Genomic DNA, 17,791 nt, shown 5'->3' with positions numbered 1-17,791 from the left:
ATCGATCACGAAACTTTGACTCCGATTGGCGGTCAACTCCAGGCAGCTTGGAGTTCCTGCGGGCCGAGGACTTCCTCGGGAACTCGTTGACCTGCCGTCAGAATCTTGTCGACGATTTCTCGAACGGACGGACCTAAGAAGGCAAGCAGCGAACGAAGTTTGTCTTCACTCGGACGCTGCCTGGCTTTGTCCTTCCAGCCCTCTGGCTGACCAAAGCGATTAGCGGATTCCAGCATCGCCTGATGCAACTCGGCGGCGGGTTCGACCTGTGGCAATCCGACTCGTACGGCGGCGCGCGAGGCTCTGGAGGCGATTCGCAGGCCATGTGCGTCGAGGTCGCCGACATAGTAGATTCGCTGTACGGGTCGACTCAACATTAATAACGAGGGAAGCGATTGCGAAATCGCATTGCCGCCGCCGAACCCGACCATACCATAAGGGGGCGATGCAAGTGATCGCAGCGAGGTGCGGGCAAGCGAAAAGGCATCGGCGTTCTCAAAAATGATGATGGACGACACATCTGAAATGCGTTCGTAGGCCAGCGGCGGCGTTTCGGAAAAGCAGCCGAGCATTTCCAGGTCCAAGCGGCCCTTGGCGAATAGCGTGGTTTGCGCCAGCTCTCCGAGTCGCTTCTCGCGGCCAGTCAATTGAAGCGAGCGATACTTCAGCGGCGCCCGGCTTTGAAAGTCGCCGCGCACGAGACCTTGGTGGACGCGGAGGAAAAACTCTTCAATTTCTGAGGTCATACGGGTAAGCTCGGCGACCCAGCGGAGCCGAGCATGCCAAGGATAGGTCTTCCAATTCGTGTCTTGCGGCGGTTCGGATGTGCGCAGCAAGTAAACTGCGGTGGGCGTCGCGGGACGCAGCGTCCGGTCCCAGCGACTACCTTTGGGACGCGGGAGTTGGATGATCTGTTGCCCCGCTAACTCTTCAAGCGCCGCTACCAGCCATTGCCTTCTATCAGCAGCCTGAGCGAGCGTCGGAAACGCTGTGGAGAAGGCCAACCAGAGAGTTGGCGCATCAACCCAACGCCGTTCCGATCGGCGAAGTTCACTAGCAAATGTGTGGAGCCTAGCCACATCTAGTTCATTGAGCATGCAACTCCTCCGGCGCGGCGGAAGAGTCGTCCGAGCTATCCCGTCGCGCGACTCTCGCCGCTTGAATCACCGGGGTATCCGAATCTAGCTCGACGATATGCTGGCCGTTGTTGCGGTTCACCCGATCGTTTCTGAGCCGAATCAGATTGGGAAGCGGTCGGAGCGCTTCATAATCGTTCACGCCTGTAGTGTAGATCAATTGGATTCCCATCGCGCGCGCCACATCGAGTTGGAGATTGATAAAGGTCACTCGCGACGCGCTGCCGATAGGGTTATCAAGAAGCAACACGCCAGAGGGCTTATGGTGCAGGCCCCGACGCTTGGCACGCAGCTGCGCCAATGTGCAATACAGCAAGACAGCACAGGTGAGGCGTTCACCTCCGCTGAACTTGGCGAATTCGGGAATCTCCAGCCGCTGACCCTTGTGATTCGGATCGGGATTAAGCACTCGCACCCGCACCGGCCGCGCTAGTCGGCGCACAGCACTCTGAATTAACTTGAGGCCAGTGGGCATTTGCTTCTCGTCAACCAACTCGTCGATGAGTTCGGCCAACCGTCCTCGCTGTTCCGCCGGATCTTCCGGCCAATTGAGACTGATCGTGAGGAATTGAGATCCTGCCAACTCGGGAACACTGTCAGGCAGTCGACTCAGATTAGCGGCCGAGCGCAGCACGCTGTAACCATCGCCGGCGATGGCCTGCAGTTCACTGACCAGTTGATTGCGATTCTGGCTAACTTCGTCGAGCTTCTCATCAATCGTTTTCAAACGCAGTGCAAGTTGTTCTAAAAAATGCTGAACATGCTCTTCTAGTTGGCTCTCGTCGCAACTGCGGAACTGGCGAATGACCTGGCTCTGCAGCTGGTCGAACCGTTGATCGCTGACCCACTGGCGGACGTCTTTGACAATTCGCTGACGCCGTGCCGTGATCTCCGCGTCGTCTTCCTTGAGTTTGGCAAGCGTGGTGTCAAGCCTCTGCAGTTCCGGTCGTATTTCAAGGTCGGCTAGTGCTAGTGCATTGATCGTCGGGAGCACTGCCCCCGCGGCCACTAGCCGTGCCAATACGTCGCCTTGGCTGCGTTCGATCGTTCTCATTTGATCCCTCAAGGATCGCATGACCTCAGCCGAGTGCTCCGCATCACTTTGTGACTGACTAGCTGCCGCGGCCAAGCTGAGACTCCGTTGCTGAAGTTCCATTTGCTGCTGAGCGGATGCTTCGGTGGAGGCGATGGTCTGATCTGCAATCTCCAGGCTCGCGGGACGATCGCCTTCCTCCAGGATTTCGCTCGCGCCCATATCACGACAAACTTGGAATGCGGTGCGCTGTTTCTCACCGGCTTGCTCCCACGCATTTTTGCTGGTCTTGACGGCATTCAGCACGACGAAGGTCGCTTGGTAGGCGTTTTCGTAAGCCAGGTCGGCATGGTCTGGATCAGCCAGCGTCTGGAGTGCGGCGAATACTTCTTCCTCGCGAAGGTTACCTAAGTGCTCGGAGTACTTTCGGCGCAACGGAAGCGCGTTTTCTTCGTTCTCGCGGGCCAGTTGCAGCAATCCTTCTTCCCCGACGTTTTCCTCGTACTGCGCCTTGTGTCGGATGTATTCGTCTCGTAGCTGCTGGATCGGCCCAGGCTCGTGAGTCCGCGGTGCGGCCGAGCGGTAGGCGATTTGGGATAGCAGCAATTCCGATTGGGATAAGTCATGACGAACGGCCGCCAGTCCACTTTGTTCCAACCCTTCTTTCTGCTCGACGGCCTCTGCATCCTCCAGGCAACGCTTTTGTTCGCTCCGCTTCGCTCTGATGGCAAGTTTGGCAGCCTCCAGTTCCAGACGACGCTGCAACGACTTTTCTTCGAACTGGTCGATATACTGTTGGACCATTTGGAGATGGCGTTCCAACTCACGCAACGACCGCCGGAGATCTGTCAGTTCACCCTCTTTCTGAGTAATGGCACGCTCGGTGTCACTGATCTGCGTTTGAATGCCTGATTGTCGCTCCTTCTCAGCCTCAACTCGGGAACGCAAATTGTCGAGTTCCAACACTTGTTGTGGAAACCAACCCCGTGGGTAGGCCTGCTGGAAGGCGCGCAGGCGCACATCGAGGTCGACAACCTGTTTGTGGTCACTTTCCGCATCGCTAATCTGGCTGCCGGTCTTTTCCAACTGCGTCTCCCGACGCAGCAGTTCCTGCTGTCCGGCGGATCGGTCAAACCAAGCGTCGCTGTGCGGGCCAAGCACCAGACAATCCGCCAGTTGATTCGTCTGTACCGAACGCTCCGGCGCCAGCACCAGCGGCATTTCGAACTCGATTCCGGATTCTGCCGCCAGTGCACACGCGGTGGTAAAGTCCTCATCGGCAACTACGATTCCAAGCGCGGTCTGAGGCGCAGCCTGGACCGCTGGACGGGGGGCGGTGACGTTTTCCGCGAGATAGAGCCAACCGGACCACGCCCGAACCCGCCCATAAAAAATTGCCAACAGCCGCTCGACATCGCGTGTGGGGGGAAGTAGCCCGCCGTCGCTCAGATAATGCACCGCGCGTTGGTCCTCCTGCATCGAGACACGCAAAGCGACGAGTTGTTGCATGACCGATCCCGCACGGTGACGTACGAGACTGAGTGTCGTGTCGTTTGTTTGCTCCAAGTCGGCGCACTCAACTTCCAATATGTGGCAGAGGAGGGGCTCTGTTTCCAGTTCGCGGCGTTGAGCGGTCGCCGCATCAAGCTTTGCCTGGGCCGTTTGCTCCTCTGCGACGGCGGCCGCGTGGTCGAGCGCCACCTCTTGCTTCTGGCTGGAGAGAACGTCTTTTTGACGACGGTGCTCCTTGAGCGCGGCTTCGAGCGCAGCTTCCGCATGTTGCTGCCGCGACAGGAAATTGCTAAGCCTCGCCTTTCCGTCAATTCCCGTTTCGTTCGGCAAGAGCACACTGGCGGCAGTGAGCGATTGGAGGCGCTGCGAACCTTCGTTGAGCAGTGTCTCGATGTGCGCGATGTTCGCGTCGTGCCGGGCGATATTTGCATTGCAAAGGCCGGCAGAATGACGAAGCTCGCGAGCTTCCCGTTGCATTTCCTTGATTCGCTCGGCAGCACCGGACTCCTGCCTGCGCAGCGCATCGAGACTTGCCTGGAGGGCGTGTGCATAGCGGTCGGCGGCAGCGGTCAACAAGTCCATGAGTGGCTGGTGCTCGGTTTGAAGGCGCTGCAGTGCAGCACGATATTCGGCGGCATTGCGCTCAAAGCGCAGGGCGTTCTTGAGCGGGATCGCCGCCTGCCAGATTTTTGCTTGACGGCTCGCCTGTTCATGGCGAGCCTGACTCGCCTCATGTTCTTTAGCGGCGAGACGCAAGCGCTCATTGGCCGCAAATAGCGTCAGGGCGGCCGCGCGCATGCGTAAAGCCTTAGCGGCTACCCCGTGTTCCTCGGCCTGCTGACGTTCACGCTGAGAGTCCTCTGCAAAGTGCGTTGCGGCCTGATCCCATTCCGACAACCGATCCCGGATGTGCGCCGAGAGGAATAGCAGCCAGCTCTGGCAGTTTCCGGCCACCCCCTGCAAGTATTTTCGTGAGGCGGCAATCGCCGTCATCGGGCTTAGGTGACCGAGTAATCCTTGGAGTAGATCGCGTTCCGGTCGGAGGCGGTGGTTGCACCGCCGGAGATCGTCCCGATGCTTTTCCAGGTTGTCGCGCACGGTATCAGCAAGAGCCGGATCGAGCACCAGTTCCAAGAGGAAATCTACGAAATCCTCATGGGTATCGAAGCGGAACAACTCATCCGCGCCTCCTTCGCGGTGATTCATGATCACTTGGTAACGAAACAACTCTGGGTCGATGCCAGCTCGCTCCAGCACATCGCGCCACTCGCCTTGATGTTCCGTAATCAGTACGTGACGGCTGGGATGCTGCTTTTGGAGCGCATGCCATTCTTGTCGAAAGCTGGTGGACGTGAGACGAGCAGCCCGCTTCCCATTCTCCTCACGATAAAGGGGAAGCCCCTCGATCGTCAAACGCGGCTCCTCAGGTGTCACCCGGCAGGCAAAGTACCAGCGTTTGAGGTCGGTACCCTTCCAGTCGTAGAAGGTGCCGGTGATAAATCGCTCGCCATAGTCCTCGAATGCTAGTTGGCCGCGAGGACCATCTAGTTCCCATTCGTAAGCGATGACCGAGTGATCCGAAGCTTGGACATACTCGCGGAGTTCGCGCTTAGTCTCCGCCGAAGTACCGAGGAACTCGCGGCGATTAGGCCGGACGCCGGCGAAGAAGAGGTTCAAAATCGACGACTTACCGCCGCCATTGCGCAGCCAGAGCGTGGAATCAACGGGGCGGCCCTCGGCGTCCCGAAAGTCGAGCAGCAGATCACCGAAGCGCGCATTAGGATGGCCCACGGAGGCGAAACGCAGACGAGTTATTTTGGGCATACACGTGGTCCCGCGGTAGCGCTCGAAGTGGCAGGCTGGTCGAGGAGTATTTGAATACGCGCGTATAACGTCGTTGCAGCCAGTTCTTTGACCAGGACGTGATACCGCCAAGTGGCCTGGAAGGTCGGAACTTCGTTACGCTGCTGCACGAAACACCCGAGTTCCGTGAGTCGGACAAGATTCCGCTCGATGATGCGATGGGTCGAGCGAGGTGCCGCTCGCTCATCGCGAGTTTCTTGCATCGAAAGTCGACTTTGATAGACGCGCCAAGCCTCGTAGACTCCCGCGCTGACGTCGGCCGCGCTCGGATCAGCATTGCCCTTGGCATGTTCGGCCAGGCTCTCGCAGATGCGGCGCAAGGTTTCGTCAATTTCATCGACAACAACCGGCGGCCTGGCAACCACGGCATCCTCTTCCAGTTCCTGCGGCGTCGGAAAGAGAGTTGCAGCAATTGCTACCTGGACCAAGCCATCGAGCAGGCGCTCGTCGGCGTCCGCCCGGTTGGAGCGGAAACTAGCGCCTTTGAGGGCAAATGGCGAATCGCCCTCTGGCGCAAGTGCCAACCCATGCTCTCCCCAGTCCAAAATGCGCAGTCCTAACCCCTGCGCGACCTGATTCACGATCGTGCGAAATTCCGATCGATCTTGTAATCGGTCAATCAGTTCTTTGTACTCTGACTGTAGGGCTGGCCGTTCCTTAACGCGCAGTCCCCACTGAATTAGACGCCCGGCCAAATAGGCGTCGGCAGGCTCATTGGGCATAAAAGGTGTTTCCTGGAGCAAGGATAAGTTCATCACCGAAGAAGTGCTCGGTCTGCAATGTGCCACTCGGATCGCGGTGAACAGACAACTCGGAGATCTCACCTAGCTCGGGGGCAAAACGATGAAGCGTTGCCACGACCAGGTATTCCTGAAGTTCGTGGGGACCATTCCATTCGCTGACAGCCGCTAGGAGGTCAGTCAGTCGTGTCGGGTGTTCGATGTCTTGTAAGAGCGAGTCACCGCGACGGCGGATCTCTTCGGGGAATCTCAGCAGTTCGCTGGCGTAGTGAACCAAGTCAGCTTCTTCCAGCGGACACTCGTCCGCTGGCGCACCACGCTTAGGCTGCAACATCCAAGTCACCAAATCGGCGAGCGACACAATTTGCGGAGCAATGGCCCCCAGCAACGGAGCGGCGGCATCGTCCAGAACTTTCAGCGCTGCGGGCCGATGCATGGCCAACAATGGTTCCAATACATTTGCGGCAAGCGCCGGCAAGTCGATGGCGGTGCTCAGGCGAAACACTTGTCGCTCCTGCTCGTCCAAAAACGTGTTCCTAGCACCCATCAACTGGCCATGTAGCGCGAAGTGTCGCTGCCGGCATTCCTCGACGATTCGGCAGACCTCCGCGACAGGTCTCGCGTTGCTGTCAACTTCGAGCACATCGAGTCGTTCGCGGGCCGTGTCCAGGATGCTCGCCTCCATATCGGTCCGCGTCTTAATATGAAGCAGCGCCTCGCCTAGCAATTGCGGTACATATAATTGCCAGTCGACCCGGCGCACGTCGCGCCGTGTATCGCGGAGGATCCGCATGATCTTGTCCCAGTAGCGCAGCGATTGCAGCCGAGCATTCCTAGCGGACTGAGCGGCTTCCTCAAACTTTCCGCGTTGAAGCTGCGAAAATACCACTGCCTCAGCTGCCGCCTGGGCATCTTCGATGTCCAGGTCCCAAGCACGGAGGTACAAGTTAATCGCTTCATTCGAAAGTCGCAGGACAGTCCCACCAGCAGGGTGGTGATAGTCCCAGAGCAAGCGGAATTCCAGTTGCCGCACAACCGCTTGTCCGTTCTCCAAGTCCTGATAAGCAGTGGTAAAGGGCCGGCAGCCGTCGTCGTCATTGGTGAGGGCGGACAAAATCGCTCCCACAATCGCTTGATGACGCTGCGCGTCGGGCTCGATCGCCGCTGCGCGATCCATGGCTACCAACAAGGGGGTCAACGACTCGCGCACGCGCCGGCGGTCCAATTCCGAGTCGAGTCCGACGTTTTCGACTATCAGATCCCAGATCTTGATCGCCAACGCCAGCGAATCGTAATGTCTGAGTTCGACGGAGCGCAGATTGTCGCTGCGCTTTAAGTCGAGTAGCGGCTTGGTATGCAATAGAACGCGCAGCCGATCCGTCAACTCCGAACGCCATGTATAAAGGTCAATCGAATCCGCGAATGGAAATGATTCAGGAGGAGGAGAGTTGTGCCGATCATTCATCCGCCACCTTCATCGCCAAAAGGGATTGGTCCAGAAAGCCAATCTTAACAAGAGCCAATTACAATTTGGAGGTTTGTTGCAGCACTAAATTAGTGGTATCCGTAAGTTGGAGCCTAGCCCAGTGCGAGTTTGGCGATTGGGCAACTGATGATGTTGACTGGCGACACGAGGCTACGGCAATGAATCCCCAGCGCACCAGCAGGTGGCAAGTCGCTTCGTCTAGGGTTGAAGCACCTAAGGCGTGCGCGGTAGCACTTTCGGGAGCAAGCGTTCCTCCCACGCAGCGAAAGTGAAAGACACAGGGCAAAACAGAACTAGTTCCGCAAAGCGCCACCAAATCCCGAGCTTCCTGCGCCAACTAATTATCCCCCGCGACCGCCAGTAGCTCACCGGCTGCTTTGAAAGCGACATTGCCAAAGCGTAGGTGTTACTTTCAGTTACCGCCATTCAATGACGAAATGAACGAGGAGCTTGCGTCACGATCAGAGGATCGCTGCGTGATACGATTCCGGTTCATCTGGTGCGTTCACGCACCGGATAAAACAGGGCATTTTCTGAGGGCTGTCCCCAGTTCATCGCTGGGAATTCCGTGTGCTAGGTTTACATGGAGGGAATTATGCGCCGGATCATCGTACTATGCGTCGTTGTGTTGGTTTGCGGCTAAGAAGATTCGGCAATTAATGAACCCCGAATCTGACCTGATGTCCTGCATCCTGCAACGCAACTTGCAGGGCATGACCTTCGCTCTTGAACCGACCTACTGCGGAGGGCTGCCGGGCTGTTTTAAGGCGATGTCGATTGTGATGGAATCGCTGTTCGATGGTGATCTGCTTGGCGGTTCCGAACTCAAATGGCAGTGAAACCCAGCCGGCGTTCGGGGCGTTGACGATTGCGACAGTGACAATTACTGTCATAGCTTTCACGCAAATTGCGAGAATTACACATGGCCAAAAAGAAGAGCGGACCTAACAAGTCGTCATCAATTCGCGATTACAAGGCTGCAAACCCTGACGCATCTCCAAAAGAGATTGCCGAGGCCCTGGGCAAAACGGGACTGGACGTTTCGCCGCAGTTCGTCAGCACCGTGCTTTCGAATGCCAAGAAGAAGGGCGGGAAGGTTGGCAAGCGTGGCCCGAAACCCGGCCGCAAGCCTGCCGCAGCTACTGGTGGGCTGGAAAACCTGATTCAAGCGAAGAAGCTGGTGGACCAGCTTGGTGGAATTGATGCCGCGCGATCGGCTATTAACACGCTCGCTCAGCTTCTAGGGTAATTTGCCATCACGAAGCTATCCAAGGCCTCTCCGTTTCAGTTCAATCGACTGTTCGAGATTGTGCCGGGGAATGACCGATTTACAGGTAAGTTGCTTCACAACTCGGTGTTGAGGAGTTCAAATCCCGTCAACACGCTCACAGTCAGCGCGTACCGGAGTCATTCGGAAGTCTGACTATCGCCAGAAACCTGGAAGCTCCCCGAATAGGCTGCGGTACTGTCCTGCAAATCGCCCGAATTGCCAGAATCCGAAGCGTGCAGCGACACCGGTGATGGTTGTCACATCTGCGTCTGCATTCCGCAACGCCGCACGCACCTGGCGTAGTTTTCGGAGCGTGAAATAGCAGAGCGGCGAAATGCCGTAATAGTCGACGAACACGGTCTGCAACGTTCGGGGAGAAATGTCGACGGCCTCCGCCAGATCGCCAACGTACCAAGTCTCGTCGTCGCAACGATCCATCAGAGCTTTTGCCAATTGAACGACCTCTGTCCGCGAGATCAGTGGTCCGACCGGTTTTGGCAGCGCGACGCTTCTGCTCGGCGAACGATGAACAAACCGAGAGCAGTTCGGCCTGGATCGATGCAGTTGAGGCATGTGCCGTCAGGATGCTGGGCTCGCATTTGGCCGACTTGACGATTGCAGCGAGCAGATTCCGGAATCGTGCTACCTGCTTATCGCTGGGTCGCTCAATACGCGAACAGGATGAGCAGGTCGCTTCGTCGGATGCTGTGGCTGCATCGTGGGGAATAAACACTGCCAGCCATTCGTGGGTGCCATGCACCGCAATTGTGAAGTCAGCGCCGCCAGGAACGACCAAGACCGTTCGGCCGTCGTTTGCCTTCCCATTGATGTTGTGCCGTCCGGCGACGGGCACCCAGAACAAATGCCCCCCTGAATCAGCGGCTGCCTCGGCGATGAGCGGGCTGCCGGTTTGCCCATGCTGGATATGCAATCGCCCAGCCATCAGAGAATCGAGTTCCCACCTTGGCTGCTCCTGACGCAACAGCATCAGACGAGCATCGACGTCACCGAGTGCGTCGGTATAGGCCTCGAAATCATCGAAGCTGAGATGGAGCAAGCATCACCCCAGAGAACTCAAGACGCCTTTGGCCATTTCGCTCAATTCTATGTATAGTTTGATTTTGCCGAAAGTGAATGGCCGCGGCGTGAATGGCCGCTGAGAATCAGCGAGCCCATCATCGCATCGGTGTTGTTGGTTTTCGGACTGCCTGCACCGGTTCCTTATTGCCTCGAATGTACGCCCCATACCTCAACGCTTGTATTTGATGATTCCCTGCGGCCGGGTTATTTCCTGGAGTGGGACGACTTTCCGTACCCTCCCTCGCTACACCGGGACGGTCGATACTTTGGCGAGATTTGGATGACCGTCGCATTCGCACCCGCTCGCGGGGGGAGTTGGGGAAGCGAGTACTGCGAGACCCACATCGATGCTCATTTCGGTGTTTATCGTACAGAGATATCCCGTGAAACCGGGCTCGTTAAGCCAAAGCCAGTATTCAAAGGTCTTGTTCCTCCCGAACACAAGAATCCCGGACACGGCAGTAAAGGAGACTGAATTGGTTGCACCTCTTCGAAAACAGAAGAAAGACGGCACTCCCTACGGCCGACCGGATCGTGTCGAGACAAAGTTGACTGCGCTTTACGAAGTGCCTATTGCGGAGGTTGCGCGGCGTCTCGAGATTACGGATCGAGACGCCTCGGAACACGTGCCAACAGAGTGCATCCTTCATTTCCTTCGCCGAATGGATGCAGAGGCTGATTATGGTCCTTTCGAAAAGCTCTTTCAGGAACTTCGTAGGCGCGTGTCCAAGGCAGTTAGAGTCGGCCAACGGCGAGGGGCCGCCCCCACTGCCGCCGCAGGAATTGCTGGGTTTGACCTGGAGTTGCAGGATTACGTTCTTGATGAATTGATGAAGCTTCTCTGTGCGGATAGAGTCGAGTACTGCGAACGACTTGATTTCTTCGAGGCACAGTTCAATTCAGCCCTGTCAAAGCTGCGAGTGGATGGACAGCGCCGGGTGCTTCCGCGTGCAAATAGCCAAGAATCGCTTGAGCTTGCCGATGAAGTGCCAAAGGCGATTGACGAAGCTCTGCACCGGATGCGGGAAAACGAAGACGAGAATTACCGGTTACGGCTACTTGCTGCGATTAACACCTTACCCCCTGATTATCGCCGGGTTATCCAGCTGCTCTTAAAGGGGTATACACAGATCGAGGCCGCAAAAGTGTTGGGCTGCACGGATAAAACGCTGCGAAAGAGGCGGGATGAAGCAGTACAGATCGTCCTTAAATCCCTCGAAGAGGAGACTGGAAGGTGAGCAAATCTGAATCTAAGGACGACATTCTTTTCGCGTTTTCAGTAGAACCTTCGCATGATCGTGCGACGTTGGATCGATATCTGCTGGCGTATCCGCAACTTGCTGAGGAATTCCTCGACATTTTGCACGAGATAGAAATGGCAGAGGTGTTTCCTTCCCTCAATGAGCCTGCGTTCGAGGATAATGGCGCTGCCGCTGCTTGGGAGAAATTGCTGTCTTGCAATCCAGCTGACCAAAAGCCAACCGATCCATTCGTGCGATTTAGGGGCAAAGATTTTGTGGTACTTGCAGCAAAAATGCGAGCGCCACGATCAATCGTGTCGGCACTACGGGATAGATTGGCCGATCCCGCCTCGATACCGGAGGTCGTGCTCGCTCGATTAGCTGAAGCATTAAGCTCAACGGTCGCAATTATTCGGACTTATCTTCAGGGTCCGCCCAGAGTCTTATCGACCGCAGAATTCAAGGCAGATCGAAAACCTGCAGTTCAGGAACGGGTTAGCCTTCGAAAACTCATCGAAGACACCAAGATGAGCGACGACGATCGGAAGCTCCTATTGAAAGACTGGGGCATGGATGGACTCGACCGAAGTTAGTCGACAAACCGCAGAACGCCTCCATGAGAATGCGGTTGCGATGGGAGGTGACCCTCGTTCCCCCTACTCCTTTGCGTGTTCGGAGGCCGTACGACGTGGAATTGAGGTTGAAAAAGTTCCCCGTGGTGATGTTCGTCTCCACGGGGGTCGTGCCCTGTACGATCCTGATGCACTTCTGATTCTGCACGAGGAAGTTGCGGATGAGTTCATCGAGGCTTTTCTCGTCGCCCATGAAATTGGACACGTCGCACTAGGAGGAGGCACTGAGAGTTGGCAGACTCAAAGTGCCGATCCATTTCGAGCCTCTGAGGCTGCTCCGGTCGGTGTAGAGAGAGTGATCGACTATAGTCATCGTGAGCGGCGAGAGATTCAGATGGATCTTTTCGCTCGCGAATTTCTACTTCCGCGAGGATGGCTTCGCAAATTGCATCTTGCGGGCGAAACTGCGGTGCAAATCGCCACACGTTGCAAAGCACCGCACTCTATCGTGGCGCAGCAGTTGTTCGATGCATTGCTTCTGCCAACCGTTGACCTTACTCCAAGTAAAAGTGCCCCGGTTCGGCCGCTGGATGAGTCTCAGAGACGCGCGGTGAAGCATCGTGGTCTGCCATTTTTGCTGGAAGCGGGGCCAGGCACGGGCAAGACGCAAACGCTTGTCGGTCGTGTTTGCGCTTTACTCGGCGAAGGCGTCGTTTCCTCCAAGATACTTGTCCTGACCTTTTCAAATCGTGCGGCTGGTGAGTTATCAGAAAGAATATCCGCTCTTGCTCCCGATGCGGTAACGTCCATGTGGATTGGGACGTTTCACGGCTTCGGGCTCGACTTGGTTCACCGTTTTCATGAACTATTGGAGCTGCCAGCCGAGCCAAAACTGCTTGATCGGACCGATGCAATTGAGCTACTCGAAAACGAGTATCCGCGGCTTGGACTTAAGTACTTCAAGAGTCTTAACGATCCTTCGGAGCCGCTGGGACGCATACTGAACGCGATTTCGAGGGCGAAAGACGAAGTAGTTGACGCTGCTGAATACCACAACTTATCTGCAAAAATGAGGTCGGTCGCGGTCAGCGAGGCAGAGATTCTCGCAGCAGAGAAATGCCTTGAGGTCGCAAGGGTGTATGCGGCCTATGAGGCGTTAAAAAAGTCGCGCGGAGCCATCGACTTCGGCGATTTGGTCGCATTGCCTGTTCGTCTCTGCGATTCGTTTCCACAGGTCAAACAGCATCTGCAAAACATCTATGAGCATGTACTTGTTGATGAGTTCCAGGACGTGAATCGAAGCAGTGTGCGATTGCTGAACTCACTTACGAAGGAGGGAGCGAATCTCTGGGTAGTTGGAGACGTAAAACAATCGATTTACCGGTTTCGCGGAGCTTCGTCTTTTAATGTACGGCGTTTCGGGAAGGAGGACTTTCCCGGAGGCAAACGAAGCCGATTGAGCGTGAATTACCGAAGCGTTGCAGAGGTTCGCGATACGTTCGTTCGGTTTGCCTCAGCAATGGAAGTTGCAGCTGGTTCAGACACAAAATTGGATGCTGAGCGCGGGGTTTCAGGTAAAAAGCCGAAATACACGGCCGTTTCATCCGATGACGACGAGATTCTGGCCGTTGCAGAATCCATCGAGGAGATGCGTGGCTTGGCGCACGGCTACCGTGGTCAGGCCGTTCTGTGCGCTGGAAACGATAGACTTTCACGTTTCGCAGAAGGCCTGGAGCAACTCGGTATTCCGATTCTTTACCTTGGCAGCCTCTTTGAACGCGACGAAGTTAAGGACTTGTTGTCACTGCTTTCCCTACTCGTTGATCGGCGAGCGATGGGATTGGTGCGAATCGCCACCATGAATGATTACGCGATGAGCCTAAGCGACGTTGCGTGCATTCTGGGCTATCTTGCCGAGCATGGCGATGAAGCACTCCAGTGGACTAAGGACTTCGCGAAGATTCCGAAGTTATCTGGTCAAGGCATCGATGCGATTCATCGCCTGTCGCAACTATTTGAGGGATTCAAACCCTCGGCAACGCCGTGGACAGTCCTGGCCACGATCTTGCTGGATCGTACGAGAATGGTTGCGACGATCGCAGAAAAAACCGATGTACGTTCGCGAGCACGAGGTATCGCAATTTGGCAGTTCATGAATTTCTTGAGGGCCCAGGTGCCTGGCAGAGGACTGCCAATCGTCAAAGTACTCGATCGAATTCGCAGTCTTCTTCTAAATTCTGACGATCGTGACCTGCGACAACTCCCAGCAGCGGCGCAGAGCCTCGATGCGGTGCGTTTGATGACGATTCACGGCAGCAAGGGACTTCAGTTTCCGGTTGTTCATATTCCAGGACTTACGGCGGCAAGCCTTCCTCGTCCCGCAAGCGCCGCCTTCTCGCGTGGAATTCTTCCGCCGATCGGTCTAATTCAAGGTGCTTCGGGTTCGGCGGAAGAGGCCGTTGCATCGGCGCATGTTGAAGAGCAAGAGTGCCTCTTTTTTGTCGCTATCTCGCGAGCACGTGATCACTTGCGTCTTTATTCACCGACGCAAACCGCAAATGGTCGGTCACGGCCGCGGTCGCCGTTCATTGACCGTCTCGGTTCGACGATTTCGATCGGCCGATTAACACCGAAAGGAAAAATGCCTCCAACTGCCGGAGAGCTGCAAGTCGATCTTCGGTTTGACGGGAAATTCGAGTTTTCAGACTATCAGCTATCTCTTTACGAGAGATGCCCGCGAAGATTTTTTTACACGCACATTCTAGGAATCGGCGGACGCCGAACTGAATCTGCGTTCATGAGATTGCACGTTGCAGTTCAGCATGTTCTTGACTCTATCGCTGCGAACGGAACGGAACCGATTTCCACAGCAGCAACTCAGTTACTGCTTGATCAAGCCTGGGAGACTAAGGGGCCGGGACCGGACGGCTACGGCGAAGAGTATAAAGCCATTGCGTGGGACCTGTTGCAGTATTTCGTGGCTGCTACAGCCGGAATGAAGCGTGCGGCGCCGCCCGTGCTTCGTATTCCGGTGTCAGGGGGTGAGATTATTGTTACGCCGGATTTTTTGCTCACCGACGAGGCCGGTGGAACAGTTTTTCGTCGGGTGAGGACCGGGCACAAGCGGTCCAAAGAAGGAAACGACCTCACTGCGGCGGCATTTCACATTGCGGCCACAGATCACTCGGCAGGCTGCACCGTAGAGCTCGTTCACTTAGCTGACGGCGAAATTACGACAGTGAATATGTCACGAACAGTGCTTTCGAATCGGAAAGCCAAGATCGCTGAGATGCTGGACGCCGTACGTTCTGGAAAGTTTCCGCTCGACGAGCAGATGACTTGTCCGCGTTGCCCCGCGTTTTTCGTTTGCGGAAGCCTGCCCATCGGGCCTCTTCAAAAAAAATTCGTTCGTTGAGTTACCGGTCTGTGCCGGTGGCAGCGATTACTCCTTTGTACGACGCAGATGCCGTCGAAAAGAACAAAGGAGAAGTCAAATGAATGACGCAGAAAAGAACGAATTGATCGATGTGGAAGATGTTGGAACTGCGGTTCGGGAAGGACGCGCGGTTCGCGCCGCTCGCTCGTACCGCATCGAAGTCGGTGACGAGACGCTGAACTTCCGATCGGCAATGCTGACGGATCCAGTCCCCCTCGGTCGCCAAATCCTGGTCGCCGCTGGCTTTAACGTCGGCGATGGGTACAGCCTGTTCGCAATCCTTGCGGGCGGTGATTTCGAAGATTTACGCCTCGATGAACCTTTCGATCTTCGCGGAGCAGGAGCAGAGCGTTTTATTGCGTTTCGCACCGACCGCGAGTTCAAGTTCACCCTGAACGACAAAGAACTGCAGTGGGGCAAAGTAGTTATCAGCGGCCGTGCGTTGCACAAACTGTCTGGTGCCGGTGACGATCAGGTTGTATTTCTCGAAGTGCGGGGCGGCGAGGACCGGTTGATCGAACCGACCGATCTCATTGACCTTACTGAACCGGGCATCGAGCGTTTTTTCACGGCTCTGCGGCCCGTGCTGACGTATGAGATCATCGTCAACTCACGGCCGAAGATCGTGAATGCGTCGCAAGTTTCGTTTGAGCAGGTCGTTGAGTTTGCATTTCCGGGTGCCCAAGACCCCAATGCCGCTTTCTCAATGACGTATCGCCACGCCGCTTCCACGCCTCACTCCGGCGAACTCGGTGCTGGCGGTGTGGTTGAAGTTAAAAGGAAAGGAACAGTTTTCAATGTCACCCGGACCATTCAGTCTTAGTAACGACCTCAAACGGCTCCGGGAAGAGGGCTACTTCGTGCAGATCAGGGGCGGGCTCCTGATCTTGTGCGAGGTGCCTTACGTAACGGCAAGCCGCGAAATCAAAACCGGAACGTTGTTCTCCGGCCTCACGCTGGCGGGAGACGTCACACAGAAACCGGACTCACACCAAGTGTGGTTCGACGGTGAGTTTCCCTGCGACATCAACGGCGTGCCGCTCACTGGTATCGGCAATGGCGGCGGACACCACGACCTCGGGCACGGGCTCACGGCGAAGTTCCACTTTTCGACGAAGCCAGAAGGAGGCTACCCCGACTACTATCAAAAGATGACTCACTACGCGGATCTGCTTGCCGGTCCGGCGGCGAACCTCAAGCCAGGTACGACCGTTCGCACTTTTCGTGCTCCTGACGATGAGGACGATAGCGTGTTCAACTACGCAGAGACCGCATCCGACCGCGCCGGCATAGGCGCTCTTACCGAACGCCTCGCCGGCGACACGATAGTCATCATCGGATTGGGCGGCACGGGGTCGTATGTTCTCGACTTCGTCGCCAAGACGCCCGTGCGTGAGATTCGACTTTTCGACAAAGACGAATTTCTTCAGCACAACGCGTTTCGAGCCCCCGGTGCGCCATCGATCGAAGAGCTTCGGGAGGTCCAATCAAAGGTGCATTACCTGAAGGGAATCTACTCCAAGATGCACAGGAATATTGTCGCAAACGAGGCGCGGATTGATGGAAGCAATCTGAACTTACTCGATGGTGTGACGTTTGCATTCCTCTGCATGGATGCAGGTGAAGCGAAGAGTCAGATCGTTCAGAAGCTGGAGTCCATTGGCGCGTCCTTCGTTGATGTCGGAATGGGGCTTGAACTTGAGGAGGGCTCACTGGGCGGCATCCTTCGGGTGACTGCAAGCACGCCCGAAAAGCGCGAGCATGTGAAGGACCGTGTTTCGTTTGATGACGGTGCGGCTGACAACATCTACGCGTCCAACATCCAGGTCGCTGACCTCAACGCGCTGAACGCGGTGCTTGCCGTTATTAAATGGAAAAAGCTTCGCAGCTTCTACCGCGACCTGGAGCAGGAGCACCATTGCACCTACACCACTGACGGCAACATGCTTTTGAACGGTGATCTACATGATGCGTCATAAACTCCTTGAGCACCGATTCATCGAAAACATCCCCGAAACGATGGAGCCGGGTGTTCTCTACGTATCGATGGAGTATGGAACGGCATCGCACCTGTGCTGCTGCGGGTGCGGGTCAGAAGTTGTCACACCATTTACTCCAACCGACTGGAAGTTAACGTACGACGGCGAAACTGTGTCCTTGTGGCCGTCGATAGGAAACTGGACTCTGCCATGTCGGTCACATTACGTGATCGACCGCGGCCGGGTGCGCGAAGCGCCTTCATGGTCGAACGAACAGATCGTGGCGGAGCAACAACGCGACAAGCGAGCAAAGCAGAAGCACTACGAACAAGGGCAAAACACGGAAGCGCCGGATTCGTCCGTTGCCGCTCCCCTGCCGCTGAATCAGGAGCAAGGGTGGCTGTCGCGAATCAAGGGTTGGTTATGGCGAGGATGATGTGGAT

General features: G+C 56.1%; 13 protein-coding genes. 8 read left to right on the top strand and 5 right to left on the bottom strand.

The genetic code is table 11. The features are described from left to right. Positions 1 to 32 precede the first annotated feature (32 nt). From M9Q49_RS07850 to M9Q49_RS07835, 4 genes are all read right to left on the bottom strand, one after another. The gene (locus tag M9Q49_RS07850; RefSeq protein ID WP_254508164.1) at positions 33 to 746 is read right to left on the bottom strand and encodes a Wadjet anti-phage system protein JetD domain-containing protein; all 714 of its coding nucleotides are present in this window, start codon (positions 744 to 746) and stop codon (positions 33 to 35) included. A 340-nt stretch (positions 747 to 1,086) separates the two neighbouring features. Beyond that, positions 1,087 to 5,505: a hypothetical protein gene (locus tag M9Q49_RS07845; protein ID WP_254508163.1), complete on the bottom strand. Its 4,419-nt coding sequence runs from the start codon at positions 5,503 to 5,505 to the stop codon at positions 1,087 to 1,089. Further along, positions 5,493 to 6,266 (bottom strand): hypothetical protein, encoded by a 774-nt coding sequence (locus tag M9Q49_RS07840; RefSeq protein ID WP_254508162.1) that lies wholly within the window; start codon positions 6,264 to 6,266, stop codon positions 5,493 to 5,495. Before M9Q49_RS07840 ends, M9Q49_RS07845 begins: the two co-directional genes overlap by 13 nt. After that, positions 6,256 to 7,749, bottom strand: a complete 1,494-nt coding sequence (locus M9Q49_RS07835) for a hypothetical protein (RefSeq protein ID WP_254508161.1) — start codon at positions 7,747 to 7,749, stop codon at positions 6,256 to 6,258. The genes M9Q49_RS07840 and M9Q49_RS07835 overlap by 11 nt, the downstream gene beginning before the upstream one ends. Before the next feature lie 680 nt (positions 7,750 to 8,429). Between M9Q49_RS07835 and M9Q49_RS07830 the strand changes: the two genes are divergently transcribed. Both M9Q49_RS07830 and M9Q49_RS07825 read left to right on the top strand, forming a co-directional pair. After that, positions 8,430 to 8,609: a hypothetical protein gene (locus M9Q49_RS07830; protein ID WP_254508160.1), complete on the top strand. Its 180-nt coding sequence runs from the start codon at positions 8,430 to 8,432 to the stop codon at positions 8,607 to 8,609. 83 nt (positions 8,610 to 8,692) lie between these two features. Further along, a complete protein-coding gene (locus M9Q49_RS07825; protein WP_254508159.1) occupies positions 8,693 to 9,019 on the top strand; it encodes a hypothetical protein in 327 nt (108 codons plus the stop codon). Between the two features lie 174 nt (positions 9,020 to 9,193). Here M9Q49_RS07825 and M9Q49_RS07820 read toward each other — a convergent pair whose 3' ends face one another. Then, positions 9,194 to 9,493 (bottom strand): helix-turn-helix domain-containing protein, encoded by a 300-nt coding sequence (locus M9Q49_RS07820; protein WP_254508158.1) that lies wholly within the window; start codon positions 9,491 to 9,493, stop codon positions 9,194 to 9,196. A 974-nt stretch (positions 9,494 to 10,467) separates the two neighbouring features. On the opposite strand from M9Q49_RS07820, the gene M9Q49_RS07815 reads away from it, so the two are divergent. The 6 genes from M9Q49_RS07815 (at position 10,468) to M9Q49_RS07790 (ending at position 17,784) form a co-directional block, all read left to right on the top strand. Beyond that, the gene (locus M9Q49_RS07815) at positions 10,468 to 11,358 is read left to right on the top strand and encodes a sigma factor-like helix-turn-helix DNA-binding protein (protein ID WP_254508157.1); all 891 of its coding nucleotides are present in this window, start codon (positions 10,468 to 10,470) and stop codon (positions 11,356 to 11,358) included. Continuing rightward, positions 11,355 to 11,954 carry a hypothetical protein gene (locus M9Q49_RS07810; RefSeq protein WP_254508156.1) on the top strand — a complete coding sequence of 200 codons (600 nt, stop codon included), beginning with the start codon at positions 11,355 to 11,357 and terminating at the stop codon, positions 11,952 to 11,954. Before M9Q49_RS07815 ends, M9Q49_RS07810 begins: the two co-directional genes overlap by 4 nt. Further along, positions 11,935 to 15,348, top strand: a complete 3,414-nt coding sequence (locus M9Q49_RS07805) for an ATP-dependent helicase (RefSeq protein ID WP_254508155.1) — start codon at positions 11,935 to 11,937, stop codon at positions 15,346 to 15,348. Before M9Q49_RS07810 ends, M9Q49_RS07805 begins: the two co-directional genes overlap by 20 nt. A gap of 112 nt (positions 15,349 to 15,460) precedes the next feature. Then, the gene (locus M9Q49_RS07800) at positions 15,461 to 16,192 is read left to right on the top strand and encodes a multiubiquitin domain-containing protein (RefSeq protein ID WP_254511826.1); all 732 of its coding nucleotides are present in this window, start codon (positions 15,461 to 15,463) and stop codon (positions 16,190 to 16,192) included. After that, positions 16,167 to 17,348, top strand: coding sequence for a ThiF family adenylyltransferase (locus tag M9Q49_RS07795; protein ID WP_254508154.1), 1,182 nt, complete (start codon positions 16,167 to 16,169; stop codon positions 17,346 to 17,348). Before M9Q49_RS07800 ends, M9Q49_RS07795 begins: the two co-directional genes overlap by 26 nt. Then, complete coding sequence (locus M9Q49_RS07790) at positions 17,335 to 17,784, top strand: DUF6527 family protein (protein ID WP_254508153.1); 450 nt, start codon at positions 17,335 to 17,337, stop codon at positions 17,782 to 17,784. Before M9Q49_RS07795 ends, M9Q49_RS07790 begins: the two co-directional genes overlap by 14 nt. The last annotated feature ends 7 nt before the right edge of the window (positions 17,785 to 17,791 follow it).

This window comes from Anatilimnocola floriformis, assembly GCF_024256385.1.
In the GTDB taxonomy this organism is placed as follows: Bacteria; Planctomycetota; Planctomycetia; order Pirellulales; family Pirellulaceae; genus Anatilimnocola; species Anatilimnocola floriformis.
This window is presented reverse-complemented; position numbering and strand designations above follow the sequence as displayed.